Annotated in this window: 15 protein-coding genes; 10 read left to right on the top strand and 5 right to left on the bottom strand. The window is 70.4% G+C overall.

Going from position 1 to position 18,083, the window contains the following annotated elements; translation table 11 throughout:
- Nucleotides 1-59: 59 nt before the first annotated feature.
- Together AB0J16_RS29805 and AB0J16_RS29800 are read left to right on the top strand one after the other, a co-directional pair.
- Nucleotides 60-959: a PAC2 family protein gene (locus AB0J16_RS29805; protein WP_358545256.1), complete on the top strand. Its 900-nt coding sequence runs from the start codon at nt 60-62 to the stop codon at nt 957-959.
- A gap of 273 nt (nt 960-1,232) precedes the next feature.
- Nucleotides 1,233-2,294 (top strand): Gfo/Idh/MocA family oxidoreductase, encoded by a 1,062-nt coding sequence (locus tag AB0J16_RS29800; protein WP_358545254.1) that lies wholly within the window; start codon nt 1,233-1,235, stop codon nt 2,292-2,294.
- A gap of 312 nt (nt 2,295-2,606) precedes the next feature.
- Here AB0J16_RS29800 and AB0J16_RS29795 read toward each other — a convergent pair whose 3' ends face one another.
- The gene (locus AB0J16_RS29795) at nt 2,607-3,398 is read right to left on the bottom strand and encodes a tyrosine-protein phosphatase (protein WP_358545252.1); all 792 of its coding nucleotides are present in this window, start codon (nt 3,396-3,398) and stop codon (nt 2,607-2,609) included.
- A 65-nt stretch (nt 3,399-3,463) separates the two neighbouring features.
- Between AB0J16_RS29795 and AB0J16_RS29790 the strand changes: the two genes are divergently transcribed.
- Nucleotides 3,464-4,336 carry a hypothetical protein gene (locus AB0J16_RS29790; RefSeq protein WP_358545251.1) on the top strand — a complete coding sequence of 291 codons (873 nt, stop codon included), beginning with the start codon at nt 3,464-3,466 and terminating at the stop codon, nt 4,334-4,336.
- Here AB0J16_RS29790 and AB0J16_RS29785 read toward each other — a convergent pair whose 3' ends face one another.
- Together AB0J16_RS29785 and AB0J16_RS29780 are read right to left on the bottom strand one after the other, a co-directional pair.
- Nucleotides 4,337-6,865 carry a tetratricopeptide repeat protein gene (locus AB0J16_RS29785; protein ID WP_358545249.1) on the bottom strand — a complete coding sequence of 843 codons (2,529 nt, stop codon included), beginning with the start codon at nt 6,863-6,865 and terminating at the stop codon, nt 4,337-4,339.
- Nucleotides 6,866-6,932: 67 nt separating this feature from the next.
- A complete protein-coding gene (locus AB0J16_RS29780) occupies nt 6,933-9,041 on the bottom strand; it encodes a M6 family metalloprotease domain-containing protein (protein ID WP_358545247.1) in 2,109 nt (702 codons plus the stop codon).
- A 76-nt stretch (nt 9,042-9,117) separates the two neighbouring features.
- Between AB0J16_RS29780 and AB0J16_RS29775 the strand changes: the two genes are divergently transcribed.
- Nucleotides 9,118-10,299, top strand: a complete 1,182-nt coding sequence (locus tag AB0J16_RS29775) for a helix-turn-helix domain-containing protein (RefSeq protein ID WP_358545246.1) — start codon at nt 9,118-9,120, stop codon at nt 10,297-10,299.
- A gap of 115 nt (nt 10,300-10,414) precedes the next feature.
- On the top strand, nt 10,415-11,497 hold the full coding sequence (locus tag AB0J16_RS29770; RefSeq protein WP_358545244.1) for an amidohydrolase family protein: 1,083 nt from the start codon (nt 10,415-10,417) through the stop codon (nt 11,495-11,497).
- 7 nt (nt 11,498-11,504) lie between these two features.
- Here AB0J16_RS29770 and AB0J16_RS29765 read toward each other — a convergent pair whose 3' ends face one another.
- Nucleotides 11,505-11,924, bottom strand: a complete 420-nt coding sequence (locus AB0J16_RS29765; protein WP_358545242.1) for a MarR family transcriptional regulator — start codon at nt 11,922-11,924, stop codon at nt 11,505-11,507.
- Between the two features lie 70 nt (nt 11,925-11,994).
- Here AB0J16_RS29765 and AB0J16_RS29760 point away from each other — a divergent pair, with 70 nt between their 5' ends.
- From AB0J16_RS29760 to AB0J16_RS29750, 3 genes are all read left to right on the top strand, one after another.
- Nucleotides 11,995-13,737: an ABC transporter ATP-binding protein gene (locus AB0J16_RS29760; RefSeq protein WP_358545241.1), complete on the top strand. Its 1,743-nt coding sequence runs from the start codon at nt 11,995-11,997 to the stop codon at nt 13,735-13,737.
- A 129-nt stretch (nt 13,738-13,866) separates the two neighbouring features.
- The gene (locus AB0J16_RS29755) at nt 13,867-15,486 is read left to right on the top strand and encodes a gamma-glutamyltransferase (protein ID WP_358545240.1); all 1,620 of its coding nucleotides are present in this window, start codon (nt 13,867-13,869) and stop codon (nt 15,484-15,486) included.
- Nucleotides 15,487-15,538: 52 nt separating this feature from the next.
- Nucleotides 15,539-15,862: a DUF5709 domain-containing protein gene (locus AB0J16_RS29750; RefSeq protein WP_358545239.1), complete on the top strand. Its 324-nt coding sequence runs from the start codon at nt 15,539-15,541 to the stop codon at nt 15,860-15,862.
- Between the two features lie 82 nt (nt 15,863-15,944).
- Here AB0J16_RS29750 and AB0J16_RS29745 read toward each other — a convergent pair whose 3' ends face one another.
- The gene (locus tag AB0J16_RS29745; RefSeq protein WP_358545237.1) at nt 15,945-16,598 is read right to left on the bottom strand and encodes an HAD family hydrolase; all 654 of its coding nucleotides are present in this window, start codon (nt 16,596-16,598) and stop codon (nt 15,945-15,947) included.
- 237 nt (nt 16,599-16,835) lie between these two features.
- Between AB0J16_RS29745 and AB0J16_RS29740 the strand changes: the two genes are divergently transcribed.
- Both AB0J16_RS29740 and AB0J16_RS29735 read left to right on the top strand, forming a co-directional pair.
- Nucleotides 16,836-17,447, top strand: a complete 612-nt coding sequence (locus AB0J16_RS29740; RefSeq protein WP_358545235.1) for a Uma2 family endonuclease — start codon at nt 16,836-16,838, stop codon at nt 17,445-17,447.
- Nucleotides 17,448-17,477: 30 nt separating this feature from the next.
- Entirely contained in the window at nt 17,478-18,080 is a 603-nt protein-coding gene (locus tag AB0J16_RS29735) for a Uma2 family endonuclease (RefSeq protein WP_358545233.1), read from the top strand.
- Nucleotides 18,081-18,083: the final 3 nt, after the last annotated feature.

The following is an 18,083-nucleotide window of genomic DNA, read 5'->3' as shown; positions in this document are numbered from 1 at the left end:
GAATCGTTGCGGCTCGTCGTAGGTTCTGGAGAGAGTACCTAGGGAAAGGCTGTCCAACCGTGTTCGACCCGACGGATCTCTACAAGCTCGCAGAAGATGCGCCCGAGCTGGCCGATCCCGTGCTCTTGTACCACTTCGACGGCTTCGTCGACGCGGGTGGTGCCGGGCGCCTCGCGCTGGGCCACCTGCTGGCTGAGCTGGAGCACCGGACCGTGGCGACGTTCGACGTGGACCGCCTCCTCGACTATCGCTCGCGGCGGCCCATCATGACCTTCGACACCGACAGATGGGTCGAGTGCGAGTCCCCCGAGCTGGCCGTCTACGCCGCGAAGGACGCCACCGGCACCCCCTTCCTGGTGATGAGCGGACCCGAGCCGGACCGTGAGTGGGAGCTGTTCACCCGGGCGGTCGGCGCCCTCATCGACCAGCTGAAGATCAGCAAAATTGTCACGTTGCACGGCATCCCGATGGCGGTCCCGCACACCCGGCCGCTCGGCATCACCATGCACGCCAGCCGTCCCGAGCTGATCAATGCCCAGACCAGCTCCTTCGGCCGGGTACAGGTGCCGGCCAGCGTGGCCGCCCTGATCGAGTTCCGGCTCGGCTCCCAGGGGCACGACGCGCTGGGGTACGCGGTACACGTACCGCACTACCTGTCACAGGCCGAATACCCGCACGCTGCGGTCGCCGCCCTGGAGGCGGTCACGCGGGGCACCGGCCTGCTCTTCCCGCTGGACGCGCTGCGCGAGGCGGCCCAGCGCACCACGACCGAGATCGAGGAGCAGATCCAGGCCTCGACCGAGCTGTCCACGGCGATCAGCGGTCTTGAGCAGCAGTACGACGCGTTCGCGGGCGGCACCGACCGCGAGAACCTGATCGCCGAGGCCGCCCCGATGCCCACGGGTGACGAACTCGCCGCCCAGTTCGAACGCTTCCTGGCCGAACGCGACGACGAGTAGCCAGCCACCCACGGCGCGCCCCCACCGCACATCAGGACGAAGACGGCGGGCCACTCCAACCGCACGCCGGACCGACGACGGCGACCAACCCCACCGCACGCCGGACCACGGCGAGAGATCCCCGCCGCGCGCCGGACCGACCACGGCGAGAGAACCCGGCCGCCCGTCAGGCCGAAGACGCGAGCGGCCCCCAACCGCCGCCGGACCAATCGCGGCGAGAGACCCCCCACCGCGCCGGGCGATGGCGGTGGGGGCTCGCGTTACGCTGGGCCGATGAGCGAGATCGAGGTCGGCCTGGTCGGGTACGGCACGGCGGGCGCGTTCTTCCACGCGCCCCTGATCCACGCCACGCCCGGCCTGCGGCTGTCCGCCGTCGTCACCGGAAACCCGGCGCGAGCCGACGAGGTGGCCGCCCGCTACGGCGCGGTCCCCGTGCCCGAACTGGCCGGGCTGTGGGACCGCTGCGACCTCGTGGTCGTCGCCTCACCGAACAAGACCCACGTGTCGGTGGCCACCGAAGCCCTCACCCGCGGCAAGCCGGTCGTGGTCGACAAGCCTCTCGCCCGTACCGCCGAGGAGGCCCGCGAGCTCGTACGACTGGCGGCCGAGCGCGACCTGATGCTGACCGTCTTCCAGAACCGGCGCTGGGACGGCGACTTCCGCACCCTGAGCCGGCTCACCGGAGAGGGCCGCTTCGGTGACGTGCTGCGCCTGGAGTCCCGGTTCGAGCGCTGGCGGCCGGTGCCCAAGGGTGGCTGGCGCGAGGCCGGCGGCCCCGAGGAGGTCGGCGGTCTGCTCTACGACCTGGGAAGCCACCTTGTCGACCAGGCGCTGCAGCTGCTCGGGCCAGTACGCGACGTCTACGCGGAGAGCGACATCCGGCGCGAGGGGGTGGCGGCCGACGACGACACGTTCATCGCGCTGTCCCACGTCAGTGGTGCCCGGTCACACCTGTGGGCGGGTGCGCTGGCCGCTCAGGGCGGGCCGCGGTTCCGGGTGCTCGGGTCGCGGGGGGCGTACGTCAAGTACGGGATGGACGTGCAGGAGGAACGGCTGCGCGCCGGGATCTCGCCCGACTCGCCGGGGTTCGGCGAGGAGAGCGAGGCGATGTGGGGGCTTGTCGGGACGGAAGACGACAAAACTGCGGTCCGCACCGAGGCTGGGGCGTATCTCGACTTCTACCGCGGCGTCGAGACCTGCCTGCGCGCGGGCACCGCGCCGCCGGTGAGCCCCGACAGCGTGATCGACGCGCTGACCGTCATCGAGGCGGCCCGCCGGTCGGCGGCCGAGCGCGTTGTCGTGCGACTGCGGCAGGGTACGGCTGAAAGAACCTGATGCGTCGTCACACGACCGTCTCGATCCCCGGTGACGGTCCGTGGTGGCTGAGGTCCTTTAGGAGGGATACCCCCTCCGGAGGAGCGGGAGGGGACGGCCCGTAGCGGCAGAGGTCCCAGGGAGGAGAGACCCCTCCGGAGGAGCGGGAGGGGACGGCCCGTAGCGGCAGAGGTCCCAGGGAGGAGAGACCCCTCCGGAGGAGCGGACGAAAACGGTCCGTGGTGGCTGGGGTCCTTGGAGAGGTCCCCCTCCGGGGGAGCGGGAGAAGACGGCCGTAGTGGCAGGCGTCCCAAGGAGGAACGGCCGGAGGGCCTACTCGCGTAGGCGGGCCCGCATCATCTCCGTGTCGGCCTCCGTCCATCCGTTCGACTCCAGCCACGCCGCCGGCCCGCCGAACCGTTCGTCCAGCACCGACAGGAACTGCTCCATGTACCGCGCCCGCGGCATGTGGTCGTCGGCCGGCCGTGAGTCCAGGTCGTCGCGGTACGTGGCGCTGCCGCGCAGCCGGCGCAGCACCTGCTCCAGCCGCTCCCCGGTGGCCACGTAGTCAGCGATGATGCCCTCCCGGGTGACGCCTGTCACCTCCAGGGCCAACGCCGACAGCACCCCGGTGCGGTCCTTGCCGGCCGCGCAGTGCACCACGGCCGCGCCGTCGTTCAGCGCCATCGCCCGCAGCGCGGCCACCACCGCCTCGGGCCGGTCCCGCAGGTAGCCGTAGTAGAAACCGGTCATCCGCAGGTCCTCGTCCAGCTCACGCTCCTGCCAGGGCAGCACCCGGTCGCCGTCGATGGTGTCGGCCTCGACGTCGGTGTGCCTGCCTCCCTCGGCGAACAGCGTCAGATGGTGATGCGTCACCTCGGGCATCCGGGTCAGCGGCCCGGGGCCCTCCAGCGCGACCTCGGCGTTGGAGCGGAGGTCCACGACGTGGCGCAGTTTGAGCTCGCCGACCAGCCGGGACACGTCCTTGTCGGTGAGCCCTTGGAGATTGTCCGCCCGAAAAATCCGTCCGTAGCGGGTGACGCCGCCGTCATGGGTGGTGAGTCCACCCAGGTCGCGCACGTTGACGGCGCCTTCCAGATCGATCCATCGCGTCATCTCGTTCATTGATTAGACCCTATATGTCGCTTAAAAATGAGCGGATTCGAGGTTCATAACGCAGCATGAACGGTATGGATCCGCGTGCTCTGCCCCCGAGGCTGGTGATCGACCCATCCCTGCCTCCGGACATCTCCATCCAGCTGCGATCCAGCCCGCACCTCCTCCGCATGGCCAGAACCGGCCGGCAGATGGGCTCCTCCTTCAATCCCGTCCTGCTCCTCGTCCTTCCGGCGCTCCTGATGATGATCTGGGCCATGACCGGCACGAGCGGCGCGATCGTGGCCGCGCTCGGGATGAGCCTGATCGGACTGCTGCGGTGGATGGCTGTGGACTCGACGAACCGGGCAGCCAAGAAACGTCTCCGGCTCGCCTCCGAGTACGCCGCCGCCTACGTCCTGCCCGAAGATCTCGACCATCCCTGCCAGATGCTGCTTCGCCGCGCCCAGGACGCCGTGGACGCGATCCTGAACTCCCAGGTGAACAGGGCAGGGCTGATCGACACCATCGACAATCGGGTGACGTTGCCGGAGGAGGTGTGGCAGATCGCCCAGCGGCTGGCCAAGCTGTCGTCCATGCACGCCGAGCACGGCCGGCTCATCCCCCGCGACCTGCCCACCGGCATGGAGGACGCCTTCAAGCCGTACACCACCGCGCTGGACGCGGCCTGGACGTCGCTGTCGCGGCGGGTGCGCCACCTGGAGAAGTACGCCAAGCAGGTGGTCAAGGCGGACAAGGTCTTCCACGCGCACCGGCGGCTGGAGGCGCTGGCCGCGCGGACGCCGGACTACCAGCAGCTGATCGCCGAGACCGTCCACGACGAACAGGCCCGTACACACATCAGGGAGCTGTCCGACCAGGCCGCGCATGTGCGCAAGCTGTTCGAGGAGAGCATCTTCCAGGCTCGGCAGGCCGCCGGTGAGCTGATCAGGGCTCCACTCCCCTGATCAGGACTCCACCTTCCTCAGCAGCTCCAGCGTCCTGCGCATGCCGGCCTCGTTGCCGAGGCTGCGGTAGATGTCCCTGGCCTGGGTCAGGGGCTCGACGGCCGCGCGCGGCCCGCCCGAGTCGAGGTGCGCCTCGCCGAGGTAGCGCAGGCTGAGTGCCATCCACCACCGGTCGTCGAGCTCCTCGAAGGCGTGTACGGCCCGGCGCAGCTCACCCTCCGACTCCTCGATCCGGCCCAGCCTGGCCAGCGCCCGCCCGGCCGACAGCGCGGTGCGCGCCACTCCCCAGGAGTCGCCGAGCGCCACCAGGATCTCCTCCGCCCGCCGGACGAAGTCGAGCTCGCGCAGCCCATTGGACGGGTCGCCGACCTCGCCGGCGGCACGCAGGCAGCGGGCCTCCTCCCACAGTTCGCCCCGCTGCCGGAACATCTCGGCGGCGCGGTCGAGGCTGAATCCGGCCTTGGTGAAGCCCTCCAGAGCGGCCCGGTGCTCGCCTTCGCGGTGCCGGCCGCGGGCCTGCGCGGCGAGCACCTCGCCGTAGGCACGCAGCGTCTGGGCCTCGGAGTAGCGGTTGCCCGCGTGCTTGAACACCTCAAGGGCGTCTTCGAGCAGCTCCCTGGCCTCCTCGGGCCGCCGCTCGGCCAGCCGCATCTCGGCGAGGTTGCGCTGGGTGCGGGCCATCCACCAGAAGTCCTCCTCACCCTTGAAGGAGGTGATGGCACCGATCAGGTAGGACTGCGCGCGGTCGAGGTGGCCGTCGTTGAACAGGGCCATGCCGATCGCCCGCATCGCCCGGGCCGCCCACCACGTCTCGCCCAGGTCGGTGAAGATCTCCAGCGCCTGCTCGGCGCCCACCCGGCCCTGCTCGTGCCCGCCGAGACCGCCCTGCACGGCCGCGCGGTCGAGCAACGCGATGCCCAGGGCGCGCCGGTCGCCGGTGTGCCGCGCGGCCTCGCAGCCCGCCTCGGCCACGGCGTGCCAGTCGGTCCAGTAGGCGCGCAGCGAGTGGCACAGCGAGCAGAACGCCCTGGCCAGCCCCGAGGTCAGCTCCCACAGCTCCAGATTCCTGGCCAGGTTGATCATGGCGAGCAGCGAGAGCCGCTCGGCGTTGAGCCAGTCGCCCGCGTGCGTCTGCCCCTCGATGCCGGAGCTGCGCCCGCCGCGGCTCCAGTCCTGCGGCCAGCGTTCCTGGGCCGCCTCCTCCGCGCGGCGGCGGTAGCCGTACAGCACCCGCTCGATCGCGGCCCGGCGCCGGCCCTGGTCGTCCTCCTCAGCCAACTCGGTGGCGAACAGCCGGACCAGGTCGTGCAGGCGGTAGCGCATGGCGCCGGTCTGGTCGACGCCCGAGCTCTCGGCGAGCTGCGCGTCGATCAGCGCCTCCAGCTGGTCGGCGCCGTCGAGCCCGGAGATGTCGAGCAGCTCGCCCGCCACCCAGCCGGGCACGTCTGGCGAGGTGAGCGCGGACAGCAGACGCAGCAGGCGACGCTGCATGCCGGTGCAGTCGTCGTAGCTGAGCTGCACGGAGGCGCGCACGCTCTTGTCGACGGTCTGCGCGAGTTCGAGCTGGTCGAGACGGCGGCGCTCATCGGCCAGCCGATCGGCCATCTCGCGCAGCGCCCAGTGCTCGCGGGTGGCCAGCCGGCCGCCGCAGATGTTGATCGCCAGCGGCAGGTAGTCGCAGATCCGGACGATCTCCTTGGCCGAGGCGAGGTCGTCGACCACCCGGTCGCCGCCGGCCAGCCTGGCCAGCAGCTCCACACCGTGGGCCTCGCTGAACACGCCCAGCTGGGTGTCGTGGGTGCCGTTGAGGAACAGCGGCTGGCGCGAGGTGACCAGCACGGCGCAGCCCGGCTCGGCCGGGATCAGCGGCTTGACCTGGTCGGCGCCGTGCGCGTTGTCGAGGCCGATGAGGATCCTGCGGTCCTTGGTCCAGGTCAGCCAGAGCTTGCGCAGCTCGTCGAGACCGCCGGGATCGGTGGTCAGCCGGACGCCCAGCGCGCGCAGGAACCCGATCAGCACCTCCTCCGGGCGCACCGGGGCGTCGACGCCGCCCCGCAGGTCCGCGTAGAGGCGCCCGTCGGGGAACGCGCCGGCGACCTCCTGCCCGAACCTGGCCGTCAGCGCCGACTTGCCGACGCCGCCCCGGCCGTACACGGAGACGACCAGCGGCGGTGAGACATCTCCGGCCTTGGACTTGCGCCGCTCGCCGAAGACCGTCCGCAGCTCGGCGAGCGACTCGACGCGCCCGGTGAAGTGCTCGGGCACGGGCGGCCACTGGTCCGGCGGACGCGAGGACGGCTCGGCCGTGATCTCGCGCTTGGGCCGCGCCTCGGTCGTGGCCCAGGTGGTGAGCCCGACGAGGAGCGCCGCGATCATCGTCACGCCCACCTTCGCGACGGGCGGGATGTCCCAGTCGACGGAAGCGGCCAGGACGCTGGCCGCCGCGGCCGCGATGCCGGCCGAGACCGGCGCGGCCCATGGAACCCTCCTACGCCGCGAACGCGGCTTCTCCGGCAGCTGCCCTGTCAAGGACCACCTCCGGGGGTGATTCAAGCGGATGGGGTACGGCCTGCGCCAGCCGTACCCCGTCCTTAAGCTAAAGGCCGATCACCGGGCAGGTGGCCGTCACCGTCTTGGCCGGGTCGCTCTCCGACGTCGCGGTGAGCTTGACCTTGCCGAGCCGGTCACCACCCGAGGCGCGCACGGCGTTGACCGTGACCACCTCCTGCTTGCCGAAGTCGACTGCGGCCAGGGCGTTGGGCAGCTGGGCGGTCCAGCCCTTGCCCTGCACCTCGGCCTTGAGCCGGTAGACGTCGGAGTTGAGGTAGGCGCTGACGTCCTCGGGGTGCTGCCCCTGCGCCGAGGCCGCCTTACCGGTGTTGAACAGCGGGAACTTACAGGTCGTCACGCCCTTGCCGGCCGGGATCCCGGCCGCGGGCAGCAGCTTGACGCCGCGCTTCTGCGGGCCCGCGCCGTCGAGCGAGCGGATCGCGACCGTGTACGACAGCGTGCCCTCGCGGTCGCGCTTCAGGTCGGTCACGTAGAAGTGCAGGCGGTTGGCCTGGTCGACGTACTCGTACTGGCTGCCGGAGCCGGTGCCCGCGTGGAAGAGCGCGTCGGACAGCTGGCGGTAGTCGCCGATCGTGATCGGCACCTTGGTCCCGTCGGGCATGACGTAGTCGGTCATCCCGATGTCCTGCGGGTTGGCGTCGATCACCCACTCGAACGGAGAGCGGTCCTGGTTCTTGGTCTTGGCCACGAGCACGCCGGAGTCGGGGGTGAAGGAGTCGGTGCCGACCCGGTCGACGACCTCGACCGTGTAGTTCTCGTAGCCGCCGCCGTCGCAGAGCGGGCTGGTCTGCGTGCTGCAGGCCGGGCCCTTGTCGCCGGTGTCGAAGGAGATGTTGACGCCCGACAGCTCGTTCTGGCCCGGCTGCACCTCGCGGGCGATGACCCTGGCCTTGACCAGGCCCGACTCGTCGAGGGCCTCACGTGACAGGCGCAGCACGTTCTGCTCGTCGACCATCGCCAGCTTGATCTTGTTGCGCAGCATGTGCTGGGCGCCCATGGAGGCGCCGGAGGTCGGCGGGATCAGCCAGCGGGAGTGCGGGCCGCCGGGGCCGTTGAAGCTGCCCCGGCTGAGCATCTCCCAGATGCCGGTGTAGGCGCGGCGGGCCGGGACGCCGTAGGGGTTGTTGTAGTTGTCCGCTACACCGAGGATGTGGCTGAACTCGTGGGCGTACACGGCCATGCCGGAGCTCTCGGCCTGGACGGAGTCGACGCCGAGGTTGGCGTTGGGCCAGAAGGTGGAGCCGGCCTGCCAGGAGGTCCAGTCGACGTAGCGGGTCTCGGCCCAGTTCGGCAGGGCGGGGTCGGGCGGACCCCACTCGTCGGTCACATCCTCCTTGGTAGGAAATTTCATCATCCCGAACTCCTGCCAGGTGGACGACTCGTCCTGGCCGGCGCTCACGTAGAAGATGAAGTCGAACTGCTTGGCCGCCTCTTCGCCGATCGCGCCGATGAACGCGGCGTGACCGTCGGTACGCAGGTTCTTGTCGCACGAGTCGCCCGCCGGGCAGGCGGTGCCGCCCTGGAACTCCATGGCGTACTCGTGGTCCTTGCCCGGCATGGTGTACGGGCCGAAGCCGGTCAGCTCGACCCCGTAACGCCCACCGGAGTCCTCCATCCAGTACTCGTGGATGGTGTGACCCTTGTTGAGGTCGTTCGGGGTGTTGAGGAAGTCCTGGTAGAACTTCGCCACCTGGTCACGCGGGATGTCGTGGGCCTCGGCGCTCGGGTTCTTGAAGATCGTCGAGCCCTTGGGCTGGGTGACCACGAACGGCTGGTTCGGATAGTCCAGGAGCACCAGCGCGCCCTTGAAGGTGCGCTTGGAGCCCTTGACGGCCGGGTCGTTCCAGCGGGTGCCCGGCACCTTCTTGTAGTCCGCCCACGTCATGTGGTCGGGGTTCTCCCAGTTCTGCGGGTCGATGGGCGCGATGCCGCCCACCGAGCGGCTACGCAGCGACTGGGCGTCCGAGGGCGCGTCCTGTTGCCAGGGCTGGGTCTGCGGCCAGTGGTTCTGCCGCCAGGGGTACTCGGGATCGTCTGTGGGGGGTGCTGCGGAAGCCGGGGTCGCCACAAGGCTCATCGGAATCAGCACGAGGGCCGCCAGCAGACCTTTCAGCAGCTTCTTGGGGGCAATCACGGATCGACGTTATAGACGAAGTTGACGGAGATCACCGATCAGTTGTAGGGAAGACTTGTGGCGTGTCCTCCTACAAATGACGAAATATCCAGGTGACGTGGTGGCGGATCTCCAGCGGACCGTGGACGAGCTGGCCGCTCGCCTTGACAGACCGCTGTTGCTGGAGGACCGCGTGCAACGCGTCGTCGTCTACAGCGAGCAGAACGGCGCCATGGACGACGTCCGCCGCGAGTCGATCCTGCGCCGGCACTCCACCCCCGAGGTGCGCCAGTGGGTGCGGTCGGCTGGGATCCACGAAGCCACTGGGCCGTTACGCATCCCGGGCGCGCCGCACCTGGGCCTGCTCCCCCGGGTCTGCGTTCCGGTGCGGCACGAGGCCGGGCTGCTGGGCTTCCTCTGGTTCATCGACTCCGGCCCGGCCATGTCCGGCGCGCGGATGGCCGAGGCCGCCGCGGCGGCGCCCGCCCTGGCCCTGACGCTCTACCACGAGAGCCTGGCCACCGGGCTGGCCTCGCACCGGGAGCTGGAGGCGGTCACCGGCCTGCTGCTCGGTGAGCGGGACTCGGCCAGGCAGCTGATCGAGGCCGGCGCCTTCCCGCAGGCTCAGCCGGTGACCGTACTGGTGGCCAGACCGCTGTCGGACGAGCCGGACGAGGCGCTGCGGCTCGCGCTGGAGCAGGGCCTGCTCGCGCTGCGGCGGCGGCTGAGCGGGCACCACCCCCTGCACCTGGTCCGCTACGACCACGCCGTGCTGCTGACCGCGGGCGGCGCGATGGCGGCCGACGAGCTGCACGCGGCGATGTCGATCCCGGTGGTGGTCGGGATCGGGCGGGCCAGGCCGGCGCTCGCCGAGGCCGCCGAGTCGTACACGGAGGCGCGGCACGCGGCCGAGGTGGCCGCCCGGGTGCCCGATCTCGGGCGATCGGTGGAGTGGGCCCGGCTCGGCGTCTACCGGATGCTCACCCATCTTCCGCACCACGAGCTGCATCCGGGGCTGGCGGAGCTGCTCGCCGACGAGCAGTATCTGCCGCTGCTGGAGACGCTGGAGACGTACCTGGATCTGGCGGGCAGCGCGGTGGCCACGTCGCGGGCGCTGCGCCTGCACCGCACCTCCCTGTACTACCGGCTGCAGCGGCTGGAGGAACTGGCCCGCACCGATCTGAAGGACGGCGGCGAGCGGCTGGCCCTGCATCTCAGCCTCAAGCTCGCCCGGCTCTCCGGCAGCTACCGGCCCAGGGAGGCGCGGCCCGGCACGTGATTGCATGCCCGGCCCAGCTCACGTTTAATGCCCAGAAGGAAAGCCCCCGCAGGTAAAGACCAGAAGGTTTAAGCCCAGCGGGTAAATCCAGCAGGTCATCCGACGGGAGGTCCTCTTGCCGTCCGCGAAGCGTGCCACATCTGGCCGAGCGCCGAAACTCGGCAGGCGCACGCCCGCGCCCATCGTCCTCCACTCCGCCCCGCTGGTGCTGCCGATCGGCGCCGACCCGCTGCGCGGCGCCGCGATCGCGGTCCGGGGCGAACGCGTCCTCCAGGTGGGGCTCCGGGAGGAGCTGCTCGCCTACTTCCCCGTCACCCGGGAGCAACGCTGGCCGGGGATGATCGTGGCGGGGCTGGTGGACGCCTGCGCCACGGCGGCCGTGCCGCCGCCCGGGGTGACCGCGAGAGCCGGCGTCGCCGCCGACCCGGCCGAGCCGGCCCGGCTGCCCGGCGTCTCCTACGTCGAGGTGTCGTACGAGTCCGAGCAGGTCTGGGAGGAGACCGGGCGCGACGCGGTCATCACCGCCATCCGCGAGGTCGATCGGCCGCGTACGGTGGGCATCGCCGCCTACACGCCCGACCCGCAGGTCCTGGAGGACGTGGCGGTGCTGGCCAGGACGTTCGGCCTGCGGCTGCTGGCCGACCTGGACCGCCATTCGCCCGCGGCGCTCGACGAGGCGGGCATCCTGGGGCCGCACTGCCACGTGGCCTGCGACCGGCCGCTGGATCCCGGCGAGCGCAAGCTGCTGCGGCTGCGCAAGAGCGTGGTCGCCCTCTGCCCGTCGCCGCCCGACGACCTGCCGGCGCTCCTGGACGAGGGCAACCGCGTCGCCTTCGGCACCCGCGCCCCCGCCCCGGTGGCCGATCTGCTCACCCTGGCCAGATCCATCAGGCAGTACGCCAAGGGGCGCGGGCTGCGATCCCCGGGCCTGGACCGCAGGCTGGTCGAGGCCGCCACGCTGGGTGGGGCGCGGGCGCTCGGCATGTCGAGTGGGGCGGGCCGGATCGGGGCGCTGGGGCCGGGCAGCCGGGCCGACTTCGCGGTGTTCGACGCCCGCGGCCGTTACCCGTACGCCGCCCTGCTGAGCGGGGCACCCTGCCTCGCCACAGTCGTCGGCGGCGCGGTCATCGGTGGCGCGGTCGTCGGTGGCGCGGTCGTCGGTGGTACCGTCGAAGACGGCGCGGTCGGCGAGAGCTGAGTGGCGCCTAGCGTGGCTGGCCGTCGACCACCCCGAGCAGCTCCTTGAGCTGGTCGCGCTGGTCATCGGACAGGACCGCGAACAGGTCCTGACCCGCCTGTCTGCGCGCCTCTCGCGACCGCTCCTGCATCTCGCGGCCCGTCGGCGTGATCACGACCAGCGTGGAGCGCCGGTTGGCCGGGTCGATCTCCCTGCGCACCAGGCCCGCCCGCTCCAGGGTGTCGATGACCGGCGTGACCGAGCGCGGCACGATCCTCAGCTCATCGGCGAGCTGCACCATCCTGAGCGGCCGGTCGGCGTCGGCGAGCGCGCGCAGCGCCCGCGCCTGCCCCGGGTTCACGCCGAGGGGGGCGAGGCGATGCGCGTAACCGTGCCGCAGGCGGCGGCTGACCCGGTGCAGGAGCTCCGACAGCTCCACGTCCTCCATGCCGGATAGCTTAGCCGGAATAAGTATGAGTTAACCTCTGTTTGAGGGAGCATCTGATTAGGAGGCCTACTTGGCCGAGGAACCACGCGCGCCCTTGCGGCGCATCATCAAACTCTTCCGCGCCTACCGGGGGCGGCTGGCCGTGGTCGGCGCCCTCATCCTGCTGTCGTCACTGGTCTCACTGGCCTCGCCGTTCCTGCTGCGCGAGGTGCTGGACGTGGCGATCCCCTCCCGCGACGCCATGCTGCTCGCGCTGCTGGCCCTGGGCATGATCCTGGTCGCGATCATCACCAGTGTGTTCGACGTACTGCAGACGCTGGTGTCCACCACGGTCGGCCAGCGGGTCATGCACGACCTGCGTACCGCCGTCTACGGCCACCTGCAGCGCATGTCGCTAGCCTTCTTCACCCGCACCAAGACCGGTGAGGTCCAGTCCCGCATCGCCAACGACATCGGCGGCATGCAGTCGGTGGTCACCTCCACCGCCACCTCGCTCATCTCGAACCTGACCACCGTGATCGCCACGGTCGTGGCCATGCTGGCGCTCGACTGGCGGCTGACCCTGATCTCGCTCCTGCTGCTGCCGGTGTTCGTGGGGATCAGCCGCAAGGTCGGCGAGGAGCGCCGCCGCATCACCACCGAGCGGCAGCGGAAGCTGGCCGTGATCTCGTCGATGGTGCAGGAGTCACTGTCGATCAGCGGCATCCTGCTCGGCCGTACGATGGGCCGCTCGCCCGCGCTCACCGAGCGCTTCGCCGACGCCTCCGACGAGCTGGCCGAGCTGGGCGTGCGGTCCAGCATGGCGGGGCGCTGGCGGCAGTCGTCGATCCAGATCGTCATGGCCGCGATGCCCGCGCTGGTCTACTGGGCGGTCGGCTACACCGGCGTGATCTCCGTCGGCACGCTGGTGGCGTTCACGACGTTGCAGGTCAGCCTGTTCAGGCCGGCGGTGTCGCTGCTGCGGCTCGGGGTCGAGGTGCAGAGCTCGCTCGCGCTGTTCGGGCGCATCTTCGAGTATCTGGACCTGTCGATCGACATCCACCCGGGCACGCGTACGCTGAGCGACGTCCGCGGCGAGGTCCGCTACGAGCGGGTCGACTTCTCCTACGACTCCCACGACGAGGAGCCCACGCTCAGCGACGTGGACATCACCGTGCCGCCGGGCACCAGCCTGGCCGTCGTCGGCGAGACCGGCTCCGGCAAGACGACGCTCAGCTACCTGCTGCCCCGGCTCTACGACGTGACGGGCGGCCAGGTGACCATCGACGGGGTGGACGTCCGCGACCTCACCTTCGAGACGCTGGCCGAGACGGTCGGCGTGGTCTCCCAGGAGACGTACCTGTTCCACGCCACGATCGCCGAGAACCTGCGCTTCGCCCGCCCGTCGGCCACGGACGAGGAGCTGGCGGAGGCGGCCAGAGCGGCGCGCATCCACGACCACATCGCCTCGCTGCCCGACGGCTACGAGACGCTGGTGGGCGAGCGCGGCTACCGGTTCTCCGGGGGTGAGAAGCAGCGGCTGGCCATCGCCCGCACCCTGCTGCGCAACCCGCCGGTGCTCGTGCTCGACGAGGCGACCAGCGCTCTCGACACGCAGACGGAGCGGGCCGTACAGGAGGCGCTGGACACGCTCGCCGAGGGCCGTACCACGATCATGATCGCGCATCGCCTCTCCACGGTCCGCGACGCGGACCAGATCGTCGTCCTGGACGGCGGCCGGGTCGTCGAGCGCGGCACGCACGACACGCTGATGTCGCTGGAGGGCCACTACGCGGCCCTGGTGGACCGGGACCGCCCACTCGAACCGGTCTGACCTTCTTTCACCGGGCACCCGCCCGCAGTGCCCGCGCTGGACCGCAGCGCCTCCATCTGGCCGCTGAACTCCGGCCGGCCGGCGTCCATCCCTGGAGAACGCCTGACGGCACACCGTAATCTCGGACAGGTGCACACCACCAGATACGCCCCCAACGGCATGGTGTCCAGCGTCGACCACCTCGCCTCCTCCGCCGGAGTGGCGGCGCTGGAGCGCGGCGGGTCGGCCGCCGACGCGGCCATCGCCGCCAACGCCGTCCTGGCCGTAACGGCGCCGCACATGTGCGGGCTCGGCGGGGACCTGTTCGCCCTGATCCACGATGGTTCGGGATCGGTCAACCCCGGGCAGGCGGGCGTAGTCGGCCCTAGGAAGGCGGGCGCGGTCGGCCCTGGGCAGGCGGGCGCGGTGAGCGCGCTCAACGCGTCCGGGAGGGCCGGCTCGGGCGCCGACCCGGACCGGCTGCGCGCCGAGGGACACCGGCGCATGCCGCACCAGCACGACATCCGCTCCGTGCCGGTGCCCGGCTGCGTCGACGGCTGGCTCGCGCTGCACGCCAGGCACGGCCGCCTTCCGCTCGCCGACCTGCTCGAACCGGCGATCCGCCTGGCCCGCGACGGCTTCCCCGCCTCCCCGCTGATGCTCGCGGGCGCGCGCGTGGCGTCCCAGAGCCCCGGCAGTGGCGACTTCGCGACCGTACGCAGGGCGGGCGACCGCGTGTCGCGACCCGGTGTCGCCCGTACGCTCAAGGCCATCGCCGCGTCGGGACGCGAGGGCTTCTACGGCGGCGAGTTCGGCGCGGGGCTGCTCGAAATCGGCGGCGGCGAGTACGCGGAGTCCGATCTGTCCAGCCCGCTCGCCGACTGGGTCGAGCCGCTGAAGGTGCGCGCCTTCGGCCACGACGTCTGGTCGATGCCGCCGAACTCCCAGGGCTACCTCCTCCTGATGTCGCTCGGCATCGTCGAAGGGCTGGGCCTGCCGGTCTCACCGGGCCACGCCGCCTGGGCCCATCTGCTGGCCGAGGCCGCGCGCATCGCCGGGCACGACCGTCTCGACGTACTCCATGAGAGCGCGAAGGACCTGCTCACCCCCGATGAGATCGCCCGGCGGCGCTCACTGATCGACCCGGCGGCGCCGCTGAGCGTGCGGGCCCCGAGCGCCGACGGCGACACGACCTATCTGTGCGCGGTGGACGGCGACGGCGTGGGCGTGTCCTTGATCCAGTCGAACGCGGCCGGGTTCGGCAGCCTGCTGTTCGAGCCACGCACCGGGATCAACCTCCACAACCGGGGCATCGGCTTCTCGCTCACGCCCGGCCATCCCGCCGAGTACGCTCCCGGCCGCCGCCCGCCCCACACCCTCGCGCCCGCGCTGATCACCCGCCCGGACGGCTCACTCCGCTCGGTCGTCGGGACGATGGGCGGCGACGCGCAGCCGCAGATCCTGCTCCAGATCATCACCCGGCTGCTCAGGTACGGGGAGACGCCCGGTCAGGCCGTCTCCGCGCCCAGATGGCGGTTGAGCCCCGGCGACACCGGCTTCGACACCTGGGCCGCCCCGGCCGACCCGGTCATCGACCTGGAAGAGGGCGCCACCTGGGCGGACGGCCTGTCGGCGCTCGGACATCAGGTGTCCGCCCGGCCGTACGGGAGCCTGTTCGGGCACGCGCACGTCATCGACGTACGCCCGGACGGGATGCTGGCGGGGGCGGCCGATCCACGCTCACTCATCGGCGCCGCGCTCGGCCGGTAACGGTATTACCAGGGGCAGGGTTCGGGGCGTGGCGCTGGGTAGGAGAGCGCGTATGACCGAACAACCTCCGGACAGGTACGGCTTGAGCGACGAGCAGCGGATCGAGGTCGACGAATGGACTGACGACCTCGGCCTCAGCCACGACATAGAAGAGGACGACCCCGCGCACGAGGACACGCTCGACGAGCGACTGCGGCGCGAGGCGCCCGACCGGGAACGCGCCCCCCGCCCCTCGCACCGGCTCACCCAGCCCGACGAGGGGCTGGCACCCGACACGGAGAGCGAGGAGTGGGGCGAGGATTGGGGGCAGGACGACGGCGACCTCTCCGCCGAGGAACGCGCGGTCCGCGTCGACCCCGATGACGAGCTGAGGTGAGCCGCTCCAGCGCGGACGGCAGACCGTCGTGACGAACTCAGGCGAGCCGTTCCGGCGCGGGTGGTCGGGCGGGATGAGGAACTCAGGCGAGCCGCTCCAACGCGGGCAGCAGGGCGGGCAGATCGTCGACGATCATGTCGGCGGCCCGCGCCTGCGGCCGCTCGGCGTGCAGATACCCCCAAGGGCCCCGGCGCAGCAACGCCGTGCGCATGCCCGCCCGAGAAGCGGGGAGCACGTCGTTGTCCAGCCGGTCCCCCACATAGAGGATCTCGGCGGGCTCCCGCCCGGCGATGGCCGCCACCTTGGCGAAGAACTCGGGAGCGGGCTTGGACACCCCCCAGCCCTCAGAGGTGTGCACCGAGTCCACGGGTAGGTCCATGGCGACCAGCGCGCCATAGGCCCTGGCCGGCTGGTTGCCCGCGACGATCACCTGGAATCCCGCCTCACGCAGGGCCTTGAAGGCCGCGCGGACGTCGGGGTAGAGATCGTCGGCGTCGAAGTGGTTGCGCAGGCTGTGGGGCTCGTCCCGCTCCCAGGCCGCCATCTCGGCCTCGATGTCGAGGCCGGGCCGTACGAGCTGGAACGCCTCGCTGTGGGAGCGGTCGAGCGCGGCCATTCCGCCGAGCGCGCCCATCAGCACAAAACTGCTCACGCCGAGCCGGTCGGCCCAGCGGGACCAGATGCGGGTCTCGTCGATGAGCGTCTCACCGACGTCGAACACCACTGCCTTGATCATCAAGCCTCCTGGATAGTCCCCCTAACTGTACGGATTCCTCATCGATCTCCAGCAAAGGGACATGTCATCCGTGAAACGGGCGACGCCAAGGACCGGCAACTCGAAGAGCACCGGGCGCCGACGTGTCAGGGACGTCTCGGGACTGAGGGGCTTGAGCTTCCTGGGTTTTGGAGTGTGTTCGAGTCGGGCACGTGGAATACTTAGCGTGCCCGTTCGAATACGAAGGGACAGATTCGCATGGTCGCCATGGCTATTCGGGACGACGAAGACACCGAGCAGGAACAGGTCAGCAACAGCCTTCTGCCGTCTACCGCCCGAGAGTTGTTCGATGCCCTCCCCGAACTCCCCGGCCTCCGGGCAGAAGTCATCGAAGGGAACTTGATCGTGAGCCCAGTAGGCAGCCCTGAACACAGCTGGATCGGCTCCGACCTCTTTGTAGCCCTCCTGCCGCTCAGAGATGAACGCGGCTGGCGAGCCTCTCTGGGCACCCTGAACATCTGCATCGACGGTTCACGAGACTCTCTTGTGCCGGACTACGTGCTAGCACCCCGCGATTGCCCGCGCTGGGGTACCTACGAACTGCAGTCTCAGCACCTCTTCATGGTGGCGGAAGTCGTCTCGCCGAGCAGCGTTCATCGAGATCACCATGAGAAGCCGCAGATCTATGCACAAGGCGGAGTGCCGGTCTACCTGTTGATCGATCCGATCGCCGCTCAACCAGCCGCCACCGTGTTCAGCGAGATCAAGGATGGCGTCTACCAGCAAGCGGCCAGAGCAGTCATGGGGGCTCCACTGCACCTGCCCAAACCGATCGACTTCGAGCTCGACACCTCCATCTTCAAGGCCTAAGCCGCTCCAGACAGAGGGACGAACTCAACGGTGACCGCCTCTCGCACGCCACACGCGAAATTTCACTGGATCGGCGATCAGCGCATGCCCGCGACCGCGCGGGAGATGTTCGACGCCCTCCCCGAACTCCCCGGTTTCCGGGCCGAGGTCATCGACGGGAACCTGATCTTGACTCGCGTTGGGACTCCCGAGCACGCCGACTGCGCGATGGCGCTCTTCCGGACGCTCATACCTGTCCTGGACGAGCATGGTTGGGAAGTATTTACCGGCAACGTCGATGTGTGCATCGAGGGGCCACAAGATCCCGTCGAGCCCGACTTCGTCCTGGCTCCAGTCGACTGCCCCCGCTGGGACGAAAGAGAACTGCTGTCCTCAGGCCTGATCATGGTCGCCGAGGTCGTCTCCACCAGCAGCGCCCGAAGAGACCGAGAAGACAAGCCCCCGCTCTACGCGACCGGCGGCGTGCCGATCTACCTGCTGATCGACACCATCGCCAAACCACCGTCCGTCACCGTCTACAGCGGCATCGACGACGGCGTCTACCGGACCACGGCCACCGTGCCCGTCGGGACCCCGCTCCGGCTGCCGGCCCCGATCGACGTCGAGCTCGACACCTCCATCTTCAAGGCGTGAGCC

Source organism: Nonomuraea sp. NPDC049750, assembly GCF_040659625.1.
Taxonomy (GTDB): Bacteria; Actinomycetota; Actinomycetes; order Streptosporangiales; family Streptosporangiaceae; genus Nonomuraea.
This window is presented reverse-complemented; position numbering and strand designations above follow the sequence as displayed.